Raw genomic sequence first — 12,897 nt, forward strand, 5'->3', positions numbered from 1 at the left:
GATTCATAATCCGTTGACTACTATACACTAAATTCGAATTTCGGATTTCCATAACAGAAAAGTATTTATAGAAACCTTTCATGAGACTCACTATCAGATATCATCTCTTTTAAGAGGCTCTGCCCCATTGGTCAGTTCTAGACTCTTGATGTGTGGCAGAGATGCGCCAATAATACCTTCTATATCGCCATACATACCGACGGTATTATTGACTATCCTTTCAATCTGTTTTTCTCTCTTTGCCCATATTTTTATCATTGCCCTTTTTTCCTGATCCAGATCTTCTTTCATAGATTTAAAGGATTCCACGATTGCCTCAATTCTTTGCCGGAATTCCGGTCCTGACAAATAATTGTAAAGTACCTCCATCTTTTCACTTTTACCGACAATGGATAATTTGTGTTGTGCCAACTCTATTAAACTCGTCCGTAAAACTGACGCCAGGGCAGTTGACAATAAAGAACTCGTGACCCACACCCCCTCTATTTGTCCAAAACTTTCTACTTCCATGGGCAGGGTTTCTGTCACCAGAACGGCAATTTCTGCCTTTACCTCTCTTTGGTCGTCTTTCAGTTTTGATAGCCAGCCGTCATTCCAGGCCTTCGTATGCTTTGATTCCCATAGAATGGTGCCGCAATAATGGCCACTCCGGTTATGGACTTTTTGCGCAATATCAGCCCCCTTAATTCCTTTGGGTACCGGTTGGATTTCATCAACCGGAAATTGGGTCCTTAAAAGGGATTCCAAATCCAACTCCAGCACCTCCCCCTGGGTTTGTATGGAACCCTGATGTGCCTTGCGTTTGGCTTCATCAAGGGCCTTTTTGGTGTCTTCCAGTTGTTTCTCTTTTTCCAGGAGTTTTAGGCGATTTTCTTCCTCCGCTTCTTTTCTTGCTTTTTCAAAGATCAGCTTGCGCTCTTCGTCAAGCTTTCTGGTTATTTCGAGTTCCTGGTTCTTTCTCAATTCTTCTAACTCGCGTATCTTCTTGCGAAATTCTAACTCGGCCTTTTGGGCCTCGGCAATTTTCACCTCTTTTTCATTATTCTGTTCCTGCAAATCTTTTAACTTAACCTGAATGGCGTTCTCAATCTCTTTTCTAGCCTCTTGCTTTAGCTTTTCTCTTTCGGCCTGCAATCTCTGGGAGACCTGCTGGTCAATTGCCTTCTGTGAGTCTTCCAGAATTTTCTTCTCTTCTGCAAGTATCTTCTCACGTTTGGCAAGCTCTAATTCTCTATCCCGTGATTTCAGTTCGAACTCTTTTCGAAGCCCTTCTTTTATCTGATGAGAGAGCGTTTCAGTTAATGGTATCTCTTTACCGCAATAGGGGCATGTTATCGTTTGATCTGACATATCGTTATCCTAAAGCATGTACAAGTATTGTGCCTCTTTCATTTTATCCCGGTTTGGAAAACTCATCTGCCATCTTCAGGAACGGCATATATGTGAGTTGCTCTAAATAATCGCCATAGCCTACGCCATCATCCCGTAGGGTGTGGCAGAAGCTCCATATCTTACTGACTAGTGAACTTGTATTCATCATAATTCATCTTTTAATAACGTATATTTCCAAGAGGAATAACCTGCTACACCATCAAGCCCCGGATACATTGTACTTTGATTTATTCCACATCTATCTAAAGAATGCCTAATATCTTTAAATAAGCTTTTATCAATTGTAAATTTAATCAAGTGTCTTTATATCTTTTAATTTTATCAAAGCTCGTAAATTTATCCTTACGCTCAGAAAAAGCATGAACGGAAAACCATCCATTTTGTGAAATAATTCTTGGAGAAATAAGTTCTGGTTGAAAGATTATAGGTAACACTTTAGTTCTTTGAAAAATTAACAAGCGATTTTATAGGCCAACCCAGAAGGCGTTTTTACCGTCAGGGCGTTTTTGGCAATTGCCAGAAGGTTTTCAACGGGATTAGCACCTTGTAATTCCGCAGAGCGAAGCAATGTCATAAGGATAGCCTGGGTATTCGCACCTTGAGCAGAACGATTTTGTTGTGAGATCTTTCGAGTCAATACCGGCTTTCGCATCTGTTGCTCAGCATGGTTATTATAGGGACTCACGCCCTCATGTTCCAGGAACGTAAAGAGTTCCTCTTTATGGCGATTCAGACGTTTGATCAGTCTTTGTGCGTCTTTATCCTGATAGGGTGTTATCAAAAACTGTTCAAGCCGATAATGTAATCTCTTTTTCAACCGAAGAAAGCATTCTGGACTCAAATGGTTCTTTTCCTCCGATAACCGCAATGCGTCTTTGAGCACACGAGAGAGTTTTTTCCGGAAAGCTTTCCATGGAATTGACCGATTGTATGTGTCGACTTTTACCAGTTCCGTGAACAGATGATAGAAACACCGCTGCTTTGCCAGTGCGTTTATCTTGTTATAAGCGCCCCAGAAGTCACAAATCAGGATGCCCTTGAATAGTCTGCCTAAGAACTTTTCTATGACAGGCGACCCCCGATTGCGTGTTATGAGGTAGTAGCAGAGGGTTTTGGTGGTAAAACACCATAACCAATGGGTTTTCCCGTTCAACCGCCACCCTGTTTCATCTGCGTGTAAAACGGCACTTGCGGAGACTTTTTGTCCAATATCGTTATACCGTGATTCCAGGAGTGTTGCAAGGGACTTCCAAGCCTGGGTTAAACCACCGGCGCTTATGTGAAAGTTGAAAAATACGGAAACCATCTTTACGATATTGTTTATACTTATGCCGACTAAGTAATGAAGCCAGGCGGTAAAGACAACGAGGCGCAATCCGAGTCGGGCATTTGGCAACGCGTCTGTGACCGTAGGCTGGACAATCTTTCTACAACAAGAACACCAGGAACCATGAACCGTATGTTCAGTCACGACCGGATCAATCTGTGGGATATCTTCGATGTATCGCTTATACGTTCTTACCGGATTTTGCAGTGGCTGGTGGCAATCAGGACAACTCTTGAGGGTATGTGTCTGATAGGCAGTTATTTTTTCCGGCCGTTTCCGGGAAATCCCCTTATGTCCGTGTTTCCTGCCACAAGGCCGTCTTTTCCTTTTGCCTGCGGGCTTGAGATAAGAGGGTGTCATGCCGGACGGGGTGGTTGGACTCGGTTTATCGCAGAGTCTGTCATAGTTCTCTGCTTTCTCGGCCAGTATCAGGATGGCCTGAATCGCATCCTCTCTGTCCATCTCTAAAATGGCTATGGCTTCATCCCTGGTCATGAGCAAGAAACCTCCGGAAGTTTCTCTCAAGAGGATAGAGGTAGAGTTCCTTAGGCTGTCCATGATACTGATAGCGATTGCCCCGTTTTGCATTCCCTTGGGTTTTCCCAACACGAATCCAATTGGCTGCCTGGTAGCAGGTGCCTTGAAACCGTGCGGTATCAACAAAGGTTTCAGCCAAATACACGGGATGGCCATAGACGGATTTCCAGTCATGTGACAAACGCCTCAGGGCGAGGGATAATACCTTGGATGCAAGGTGTTTGATCATAACCCAGGGTGGAATGAGAAATCGCACGTTACTTGCAATCAAATGCAAGTGTATCCGTTTGGTAGACTCATCCCATCCGATGAAACGATCACGGTCTTTGACCTTCCATGCGGCACTTGCCCATCCAAGACAGGCAACGACCTGGTTGCCGATATGTACGATGTGCCTGATGTGTTCGCCAACAAGCCGGGGACATCCGAGGTAGTGGTAGTGATGAAGGAGATAACCCCAGAGGTACCTCTCTTGATGGTCTCTTACCACCTGGACCGTCGGGGTTTCATACTCGGTGATGGCACCTTCCAGTGTTCTTTTGACGAAAAGGGGCATCTGATCAAAGACCTTGGGTTTGAGATTGTTTTTCGGCCGTATTCGTGGCGGAAGCGAAACCAATCCCTGCTCTTCCAATCTCAGAAGGAGGTCTCGTGCTGCGTATTCTTTCAACTTGCCATTGGGCTGCATCCAGTTCCAACTCTTGCAGAGTTCACGGGAAATATAACTTCGCCCTCTGAGAAAATGACGCTCAGTGAGAGCCTTGATAAAGGCTATATCGTCTGCATGCAGTTCTCGTGAACGGTAGTGGAATAGGATAGGCTTCATAATCAGATTCCTTTTCTCTGAAGCCCTTTATACCATAAATGGCAAACTGACGCCAGCGTTTTTTTGCGTTTTAACGCTCTTACGGTAAAAACGCCTTCTGGGTTGGCCTATAAAATCGCTTGTTAATTTTTCAAAGAACTAAAGTGTTACGATTATAGTTTTTTTTATAGAGGAAAGCTTATCTTCCTTCTTCTTTGCGTTTTTTAGATAATCAGACACTATTGGTTTGAATGCCCAAACGACACCATAATCATTCTCGCATGGTTTTTCTACTGTAAACCATAGTGCTACCAGCGGGCTACTTGTCCGGTCCAGCAATCTTGTGAGTAGCCCATGATGCCGAGCTAGTGCCAATAATTGGAATTTATTATGTGGCAACTCACTAATGTGTGGTTTAGAAAATCTTTTAAATGTTTCAAGTAGTTTTTTTTCAAGTTTTTCTATATTAATACTTTTATCTCTTATTAGCCCATCTTCGACTAAACGCCCCACTTTAGGTCGTAGTGGCCAATCAATGTTTTGACCTCTGTACAAGAAATCGTCTGACGAACATTTTTTTCGATTGTCCGTATAAAGTGAGAGAATGATTCTATTTTAATTTCTTTCATATTTGATCATTAAATTATGTTTTTTTCCTCAAATACTTTTTTAAATGATCTGTCACAGGGTTTCGTTTTCCAGCAAGCTGGAAGTTATGGTTTCATCTAATTTACCACAAACCGAGAGATTACTTTCCATTTTTTAACAATGGTTTTTAACCCCTAAGGGGTGATATTGCCGTTGTATTTCACCCCTTCGGGGTTGGATATGGTGTTACGGTTTTTACCTATAATCATGTCATCCCTTCGGGATTGTTTTCTTTCGCGTCTCATTCTTCGCATCACCCTCTCCCTGTCTGACTTTATCCACTTCAAGAGTTTTAACGCCGGTTCTTCTTTAATGTTTTGTTCTACCAGTTTTCCTTCAAATATCTTTTTTAAAATGCTTTGGCGTAGGGCTTCGCTTTGTTGTAAGCTTTGGGGCAGTAGTTTCTTCCAGAATTACCGCAAACAGAGAAGCACCTTCACATATTTCAAGCAATGGTTTTTTAATCCCGAAGGGATGTAATTATTATAGCAATATCATCGTGAAATATTTTTAAACCCCGAAGGGGTGATATATTATCGTTACCGTCATTTTATTGTACATCTTCTGGTTTGTGTATTATTTACTGCTCATATCGATAATCCATCGTAACTCAGTCAGTGGTGGAAATATTACTCCATCCATTCAAATAAATATTTTTCATTATAGTCAATTTCAAATTTCTTTAAAAAGTCAATATACTCCTCCCGGAAGGTTTTTTTGCAGTGATGCTCCTCTTGATTCAATATGTAATCGTAAACATTCTGAATGTGTGAATGAGAATATGAAAATGCGCCATATCCTTCCTGCCAGGAAAATTTCCCTTTCACTAATCTTTTCTCATTGATAAAATTGGATGAATTGTTTTTGATATCACGAACCAAATCGGAAATAGCCATAGTCGGTCGCAACCCGACAAAAGCATGAATATGGTCAGGCATGCCATTGACAATGATTGGCTTTTGTTCTTTGCCTTTGATGACGCCGGCAATGTATTTATGCAATTCCTCTTTCCATTCCTTACGAATGAGATTTTCCCATCCTTTTACCGTGAAGACAACTTGGATGTAAACTTGTGAAAATGTGCCTGCCATAGAATTCCCCCTTTTAATCCCAAAGGGATGTTATTTTTATAACAATACCGTTGCGCAATTATTTCTGAACCCCGAAGGGGTGATATATTTTCGGCTCGTCATTCTATTTCACCCCTTAGGGGTTGGATTTTGTGTTATGGTCTTTACCTATAATCATATCATCCCTTCGGGATTTATTTTCTTTCGCGTCTCATTCTTCGCATCACCCTCTCCCTGTCTGACTTTATCCACTTCAAGAGTTTTAATGCCGGTTCATCTTTAATGTTTTGTTCTACCAGTTTTCTTTCAAATATCTTTTTCAAAATGCTTTGCCGTAGGGCTTCGCTTTGCTGCAAGCTTTGGGCAGTAGTTTCTTCTAGAATTATCACAAACGGAGAAGCGCCTTCACATATTTCAAGCAATGGTTTTCTAATCCCAAAGGGATGTTATTATTATAGCATATCAGTAAGAGAATATTTTTTAACCCCGAAGGGGTGATATTGCCGTTGTATTTCACCCCTTCGAGGTTGGATATGGTGTTACGGTTTTTACCTATAGTCATGTCATCCCTTCGGGATTTTTTCTTCAGCGCCTCATCCTTCTCCCTTTCTGCCTTTATCCTCTCCAGGAGTTTTGATACCGGTTCGTCTTTTGGGTTTTACTCATCCAGCTCTCCTTCAAATGCCTATAATTTTCACAAAATTCTAAATACTGATACCTGCTCGATCATTTCTTGAAATATCCCCGACTTTTATAGAATGGAAATTTACCTTTTGATTTCCCTTGCATAATGATTGGAAAGCCATATCCCTGAAAAATTTTACACACCGCCCCCAACTTCACAACAGAGAGGCATTTGTTTTCCGTCCATCATATTTATATCACCCTTTCAGGGTTTGTTAATTCCCTTTTCTCATTTTGCTATAAGCATATCAGCCCTTCGGGCTTGGCTGCTAGATTTTCTTTAATGGAGTACGTACTTGATGACACCTACCCTTATATCTTGTATTTCGGTTGCGGTCTTCTATACTACATATGCTACCAGGTGTCGTTAAGTGCATACCCCACTTTTTCTTTATGAGGTGCGCACTTGACGGCACTCGCTCAGCATATTTCGGTCTTACCACGATCTATTGGGTGCAGTTATAGCTTAACAAATCAGGTTTTACTGTTTGCTGGAGTAAACACAAAAAATTCAGTTTGATTTTCAGAAAAAACATCGGCTTTTTGCTATACATCAAGCATACCCCACCTTTTTATGTACGAAACACCGAAGGTGTATAATGATTATAGAAAACTTCTCTGTACTTTCACACGCAAAGGGAAGGTTTTCGTTATTCAGGTATTTGAGTTTCGCCGAGGCATATCCTCGTCATAAAAACATATCAGATTTGATGAAAACATACAAGCTTCAAATTGTCTTGAATGCCTGAAAAATACTGGTAAAATCATGAGAGGACAAAATACATCAAGACATCGAAAAGGCCATGAAAATATTGTTAAAGAAATTTTTCCTTGGTTTTCATATAATCATGTGACTTTACACCGCACATTTCTTGTATGTATCCTTATCGGCGTTAATTCGTGGCTCAATAATTTTAATTATATGAGAAAAGCCACCTATTTTTGGAGTACTTTCATGGAAACATTTTTCCTTGCCTTACTTACAGCCTTTATTTGGGGATTCGTGCCTTTTCTGGAAAAGGTAGGACTCTCGTCTGTTGAACCCACTGCAGCGTACATGGTAAGATGTTCAGGCGTTTTTCTGGGTGTTGTAATCCTTATCGCTTTTACCCCTCAGTTTCCATCCTTTGGGAAGATGGGGGTTAAATCGATTTTCTTTCTTATCTTTGCTGGTATTCTGGCGGGTGTTGTAGCACAATTGGTATTTTACAAGGCGCTCAAGATGGGTGAGATATCAAGGGTTATTCCCATTACAAGCTGTTACCCGTTATTTACATTTCTTTTGGGTTGGATTTTCCTGGGCGAGGAGGTGACTCTGTCCAAGGTAGCAGGTATGTTACTTATTTTAGGCGGGATATTGCTCTTAAAATAGTTTTTTATGAATTATTACAGAAACATCTTCAAAAGTATTAAGATACAACTCATCTCTTATATCTGTCTTTTAACCACCGTTCCGTTATTGTTTGTTTGTGTCGTGGAATATTACAGTAGTAAGAGCGCCATTGAGCAGCGGATGATCGAACAACTGACCTCCATTGCTGACCTGAAAAAAAGTGAGCTGAACAATTGGCTGGAAGAGCGGTTGACCGATACCTCGGTAATTGCCCGCAACAAGGTGCTTGCTGCGGCAGCAACAAGCCTTTTACAGCAGAGGAGAAGATTTGAAAGTATCGATGAGTTGAGAAAATCAGAAGCCGGCCGTATAAATTATGAACGGATTTTAGACAATCTTCATGTCCTGAAGCAGTTTTATAAACATTACAACGTTATCTCTATAATAGACGGTGCAAATGGAGAGGTGGTTATATCCACATACCCCGGGATCGTGGGTAAAACCCTGAGCTCGTTTGGCAGTTATATAGATACCCTCGGGAAAAAAGAGGTAGCCGTGAAGGATATCTACACCTCTGAACTGACCGACCAGAATTGTATGACGTATTTTTGCCCGGTTTGCATGACAGATACCATTACCCTGGAAAGCAGCGATATTATCATTGGCGCCATATTATTGGATGTTAATGTGAAAAACAGCGTTGAACCGGTGATTCGCAACTGGCCAGGAATGGGAACAACAGGAGAAACACTCCTGGTGAGGAGAGAAGGGAATACCATTGTCTATTTAAATGACCTTCGTCACAAGGAGGGAGCGGCCTTGCAATTTATCAGCCCCATCCATTCTACCCTGGATATCCCTTCGGTGTTAAGCTCCGGTGGCGAAGAAGGGATTAAAGAATCTGTAGACTACAGGAATGTTCCCGTACTTTCTGCCTACCGGCACATCCCCGTTCTCAATTGGGGACTTGTGGCAAAACAGGATTTAACAGAGGCATTTGCCCCGGTTGAAAAACTGAAAAACCGCGTTGTCGTGCTGATCTTTGTTTGTATTACCGTTGTCATTGCTCTTGGCGTTTCATTCACCAATCGTATTACGCAACCTCTGTTACAACTGGCGCAGGGGGCGAAGGCTATTGGTTCAGGAAATCTTGACCATCGTATATCGATTCTATCGGAGAATGAGGTGGGTCTTCTTGCCAAAGAATTTAATCACATGGCTGCAAAACTGAAAGAGTCATATTCAAATCTGGAACAAAAGGTGGAGGAACGAACGGCCCAGTTGCTGCGAGCCGAGCGACTCGCTGCGGTAGGTGAGCTTGCAGCCGAGGTGGCCCATGAAATCAATAACCCGTTAGGTGGTTTGCAGAATTTTGCCAGCATGATTGAACATGAACCGGAAAATGTCCCGCAAACAAAGAAGTACGCCACTCTTATGCTGGAAGGACTGAAGCGGGTTGAGTTGATTGTAAAACGTCTTTTAACATTTTCCCGACCCTATACACTTCGTATTTCTGAAAACAATATTAACGTGGTCATAAATAATTCTCTTGAGTTTGTAGAGCACAGGATTGAACCCAGCCTTGTACGTATTCATAAAGAACTTAACGAATCCCTTCCCATGGTTTTCATAGATGTGGATCACGTCTCTATGGTATTCATCAATATGATGGTTAATGCCCTTGAGAGTATGCCAGACGGGGGAACACTGACCATAAAGACAGATACTTGCAAGAGACATGAAGGGTGTGTTACCGTTTATATTAGTGACACCGGATGCGGTATCCAGGGAGAAATTATGGATAAGATTTTCGAGCCCTTTTTTACCACGAAGAACAAAGAAGGTGAAAAAGGGCTGGGGATGGGATTGGCAATATCGAAGAGGATTATCGAGGATCACGGCGGGGAAATCCGTATAGAAAGTCACGTGGGGGAAGGGACTACCTTTCTGGTATGCCTTCCCAGTCGCAGAGGAGAGTGAACATTTTCAAATGAAAAGCAAAATACTTATTGTTGACGATGAAAAACTTATGCGTGTATCCCTTGAAGACAAATTGGTGAAAGAGGGATATGCCGTCGCTTGCCTGTCAAATGCCATTGAAGGTCTCAAGGTACTACAATCAACAAACTTCGATGCGGTAATAACCGATGTACGACTGCCTAAGATAGATGGTATAGAATTTTTGAAGGAAATAAAAAAGTTATCTCCGGATACCATTGTTATCATCATGACTGCCTATGGTTCCATTGAAAATGCGGTTCTAGCGATGAAAGAAGGGGCATATGACTACGTGACAAAGCCTTTTTCCCTGGAAGAATTACTGATTAAACTCAGGAAGGCACTCAAACACAAAGATGTGGTTGCAGAGAACATCTTACTAAAACAGCAGGTACTGAGCCAATACGGTTATGATAATATGATCGGAAAGAGCGATGCTATGAAGCACGTGTTTGAAATTATAAACACGGTGTCCAATCGTGATACCACAATCCTTATTCAAGGAGAGAGCGGTACCGGAAAGGAACTTACAGCAGGGGCTATTCATTACAATAGTAACCGGCGGAATGGGCCTTTTATAAAGCTCAGTTGCGCCTCTTTAAACAAGGAAATCCTGGAAAGCGAACTCTTTGGACATGAGAAGGGTTCTTTTACCGGCGCGATAAAAACGAGGCGAGGCCGTTTTGAACTCGCCGATGGGGGCACGATATTTCTCGATGATGTAGATGATATTCCATTAGAAATGCAGGTGAAACTCCTGCGAGTCCTTCAGGAACGGGAATTTGAACGCGTTGGAGGGGAAGAAACGATTCCCGTCAATGTCCGCGTTATCTGCGCAACCAAAAAAGACCTGAAAAAGCTTGTCCAGGAAGGGCGGTTTCGTGAAGACCTGTATTATCGGCTCCATGTAGTCACTCTTCATCTTCCACCCTTAAGGGAAAGGAAGGAAGATATACCGCTCCTGGTAAATTACTTTATGAAAAAATATGCCGCACAGCAACGTGTCGTAATTAATTCAATATCTCAGGAAGCGCTTCATTTGTTGTTATTGTATAATTGGCCGGGAAACATCCGGGAATTAGAAAACGCTGTGGAACATGCCGTGGCGTTTTGCACCTCTGGTGCAATTCTCTCAAAAAATCTCCCACAAAATTTAACGCAGGGAGAGACCTCTTCTGGTATATTTCCTGTCGAACTTTCTACGATTGACTCCCTGGACCTGCAGGAGACCCTTAGTGAAGCTGAAAGAAAGCTCCTTTTGTGGGCATATCAGAAGACAAACGGTAACCAGGTGCGCATGTCAGAGATATTGCGGATACCTCGTACTACACTTCAAAATAAGCTCGTGAAGTATAACATAACAAAAACCCATATCCCCGCCACTGAACAGACATAGTGCCGCATAGCTGCAATCCCATTCCATTTTTTCGTCGACACTATTCACAGATTCAATACATTGTCCGGTTAAAGCATTATCCCATTCAGACTGAGCAGAACTATGATAATAAAATGAAGTATTCTTTCTTTTATTTTCTCCGTGTTCTCTGCGTCCTCTGTGGTAAACTATACATTAAAAGAAAGCTCCTGCCAGTGAATGGGCGAGATAGTGCCCACATTTAGGCACTATTCTAAGTCTTATATTTTCAAGGCTTAATACAAAATTTATTCTTCCCGGGAAGCATTCCAGACTTACCCTAGTCAAATTTCAAGTGTTACCGATTTCTAAAAAAACAAACAACTTTGTTTTGAATCTCCTTAAGGTATGAATTTATAAATAGTTATAGAACTACATACCCACGTGAATTTAACCTGGCACTCTCATTGCTAATTCTATAAACCAGATATTTACCTACGACAGAGAATAGAAGGGAAATTAAACCCGAATGAAAGGAGGTGGTTCCGGAGGAACTGTTTAGACGAGTGAAATAGCGGAAGGAGGATAAATTATGATGTGTTTTACTGTTCTTGTCGGTCTTATTGTTGGATTTGCAATTTTTTATGTAGTGAAGGAGGTTTAACATGTTTACAATGACTTTAAAATTAGGTTTAATTGTGGCCCTTGGTATAGCAGGGGTGATGACAACTGGAGAGTTGATGGCGGGTACGCCGCAGGTAGTAGCAACGATCCAGACGGGGCCGGAGTGGGAGCCTCTTCCCAGGGGTGAGCCATTGACGGTGCCTGAGGTACATTATCGGGTAAAACACTCACCATTCAAGAGTGAGCTGGTGAGGTACGGGCAGTTCATATTCAATGATGCATCATGGGGGTTGCAGGGTGAGTATGCATGCGCCAGCTGCCATTATGAGAGGGGACAGACGACGGGTTTGATCTGGGACCTTGGAGATGAAGGATGGGGAAGCTGGAAGAACGTGAAGTATATCCGTGGCGGAAGGTATTTGCCTCCGTTCAGGCATGAAGGGTTTACGGGTCATCCGGATGAAATCGTAGGTGCAACAAGTTCGCTGGACAGGGTGTGTGGAAGAGACCCTGGGTTTGTGTTCAGGAGCGAGAACTTTTCGCCGGAGAGGTTAGAATCTTTGATTTGTTACATCAGGGCATTGGAGTTTACGGGAAGTCCGTTCAGGAATGCGGATGGCAGTTTGACAGAGGCGGCAAAGAGGGGTGAGAAGTTATTTAACGACCCTGCTGTGGGATGTGCAGAGTGTCATCCGGGGGATGCAATGGATCCGAAAGCCTTGTTTAGCGATGCACAGACCCATGATGTGGGAACCGGTCGTGTAGGAGTGAAGGGTTTCAGGTCAACGCCGGGTAAGGTATTTAACATGCAGGCATTGAATGCCGGTGAGGATCCTTATGGCGAGGAGAGCGATACGCCGATCATTGGGTTGGACCTGGTAAAGGAATTTGATACGCCGACGCTGAGGGACATCTATGCATCAGGCACGTATTTCCATGACGGGAGCGCCAGGACGTTGATTGATACGATCAACAACACGGTAAATGATAAGGACATGCATGGAAGGACGTCACACCTGAGCGCTCAGGATTTGCAGGATTTGGTGGAGTTCCTGAAGGCGTTGTAAAGTACCGGATTGAATGACCCGTCATATGGCGGGTCATTCAGTCTATTAAAAGACTATT

At 42.5% G+C, this 12,897-nt stretch carries 11 protein-coding genes and 1 pseudogene; 4 read left to right on the forward strand and 8 right to left on the reverse strand.

The features are described 5' to 3' along the window. Nucleotides 1-93 precede the first annotated feature (93 nt). The 8 genes and pseudogenes from BROSI_RS03870 to BROSI_RS19660 all read right to left on the reverse strand — a co-directional run bounded on the left by BROSI_RS03870 (nucleotide 94) and on the right by BROSI_RS19660 (nucleotide 6,341). Nucleotides 94-1,350, reverse strand: coding sequence for a DUF2130 domain-containing protein (locus BROSI_RS03870; RefSeq protein ID WP_052562420.1), 1,257 nt, complete (start codon nucleotides 1,348-1,350; stop codon nucleotides 94-96). Nucleotides 1,351-1,399: 49 nt separating this feature from the next. After that, nucleotides 1,400-1,537 (reverse strand): annotated as a pseudogene (locus BROSI_RS18880) (type I restriction-modification system subunit M N-terminal domain-containing protein); the annotation flags it as partial. Nucleotides 1,538-1,843: 306 nt separating this feature from the next. Then, a complete protein-coding gene (gene tnpC / locus BROSI_RS03875) occupies nucleotides 1,844-3,214 on the reverse strand; it encodes an IS66 family transposase (protein ID WP_052562421.1) in 1,371 nt (456 codons plus the stop codon). After that, nucleotides 3,201-4,082: a Druantia anti-phage system protein DruA gene (locus BROSI_RS03880; protein ID WP_052562406.1), complete on the reverse strand. Its 882-nt coding sequence runs from the start codon at nucleotides 4,080-4,082 to the stop codon at nucleotides 3,201-3,203. The genes tnpC and BROSI_RS03880 overlap by 14 nt, the downstream gene beginning before the upstream one ends. A gap of 138 nt (nucleotides 4,083-4,220) precedes the next feature. Further along, nucleotides 4,221-4,616: an FRG domain-containing protein gene (locus BROSI_RS03885; protein ID WP_052562422.1), complete on the reverse strand. Its 396-nt coding sequence runs from the start codon at nucleotides 4,614-4,616 to the stop codon at nucleotides 4,221-4,223. Nucleotides 4,617-5,338: 722 nt separating this feature from the next. Continuing rightward, entirely contained in the window at nucleotides 5,339-5,800 is a 462-nt protein-coding gene (gene tnpA, locus BROSI_RS03890; protein ID WP_052562423.1) for an IS200/IS605 family transposase, read from the reverse strand. Between the two features lie 173 nt (nucleotides 5,801-5,973). Beyond that, the gene (locus BROSI_RS03895) at nucleotides 5,974-6,168 is read right to left on the reverse strand and encodes a hypothetical protein (RefSeq protein ID WP_052562424.1); all 195 of its coding nucleotides are present in this window, start codon (nucleotides 6,166-6,168) and stop codon (nucleotides 5,974-5,976) included. Continuing rightward, entirely contained in the window at nucleotides 6,165-6,341 is a 177-nt protein-coding gene (locus BROSI_RS19660) for a hypothetical protein (RefSeq protein WP_157842365.1), read from the reverse strand. Before BROSI_RS19660 ends, BROSI_RS03895 begins: the two co-directional genes overlap by 4 nt. Before the next feature lie 1,077 nt (nucleotides 6,342-7,418). Between BROSI_RS19660 and BROSI_RS03900 the strand changes: the two genes are divergently transcribed. The 4 genes from BROSI_RS03900 to hzsC all read left to right on the forward strand — a co-directional run bounded on the left by BROSI_RS03900 (nucleotide 7,419) and on the right by hzsC (nucleotide 12,839). Continuing rightward, the gene (locus BROSI_RS03900; RefSeq protein ID WP_157842366.1) at nucleotides 7,419-7,835 is read left to right on the forward strand and encodes an EamA family transporter; all 417 of its coding nucleotides are present in this window, start codon (nucleotides 7,419-7,421) and stop codon (nucleotides 7,833-7,835) included. 6 nt (nucleotides 7,836-7,841) lie between these two features. Next, the gene (locus BROSI_RS03905; protein WP_052562426.1) at nucleotides 7,842-9,776 is read left to right on the forward strand and encodes a sensor histidine kinase; all 1,935 of its coding nucleotides are present in this window, start codon (nucleotides 7,842-7,844) and stop codon (nucleotides 9,774-9,776) included. A gap of 10 nt (nucleotides 9,777-9,786) precedes the next feature. Continuing rightward, complete coding sequence (locus BROSI_RS03910; protein ID WP_052562427.1) at nucleotides 9,787-11,190, forward strand: sigma-54-dependent transcriptional regulator; 1,404 nt, start codon at nucleotides 9,787-9,789, stop codon at nucleotides 11,188-11,190. Between the two features lie 623 nt (nucleotides 11,191-11,813). Beyond that, a complete protein-coding gene (gene hzsC, locus BROSI_RS03915) occupies nucleotides 11,814-12,839 on the forward strand; it encodes a hydrazine synthase subunit gamma (RefSeq protein ID WP_052562428.1) in 1,026 nt (341 codons plus the stop codon). The last annotated feature ends 58 nt before the right edge of the window (nucleotides 12,840-12,897 follow it).

Origin of the sequence: Candidatus Brocadia sinica JPN1 (assembly GCF_000949635.1) — a bacterium.
Lineage (GTDB): Bacteria > Planctomycetota > Brocadiia > Brocadiales > Brocadiaceae > Brocadia > Brocadia sinica.

Bases quoted from the DNA above. Each gene is read 5' to 3' on its own strand.
- BROSI_RS03870 (WP_052562420.1), bottom strand. From the start codon at position 1,350: ATGTCAGATCAAACGATAACATGCCCCTATTGCGGTAAAGAGATACCA.
- tnpC (WP_052562421.1), bottom strand. From the start codon at position 3,214: ATGACCAGGGATGAAGCCATAGCCATTTTAGAGATGGACAGAGAGGAT.
- BROSI_RS03880 (WP_052562406.1), bottom strand. From the start codon at position 4,082: ATGAAGCCTATCCTATTCCACTACCGTTCACGAGAACTGCATGCAGAC.
- tnpA (WP_052562423.1), bottom strand. From the start codon at position 5,800: ATGGCAGGCACATTTTCACAAGTTTACATCCAAGTTGTCTTCACGGTA.
- BROSI_RS19660 (WP_157842365.1), bottom strand. From the start codon at position 6,341: ATGACTATAGGTAAAAACCGTAACACCATATCCAACCTCGAAGGGGTG.
- BROSI_RS03900 (WP_157842366.1), top strand. From the start codon at position 7,419: ATGGAAACATTTTTCCTTGCCTTACTTACAGCCTTTATTTGGGGATTC.
- BROSI_RS03905 (WP_052562426.1), top strand. From the start codon at position 7,842: ATGAATTATTACAGAAACATCTTCAAAAGTATTAAGATACAACTCATC.
- BROSI_RS03910 (WP_052562427.1), top strand. From the start codon at position 9,787: ATGAAAAGCAAAATACTTATTGTTGACGATGAAAAACTTATGCGTGTA.
- hzsC (WP_052562428.1), top strand. From the start codon at position 11,814: ATGTTTACAATGACTTTAAAATTAGGTTTAATTGTGGCCCTTGGTATA.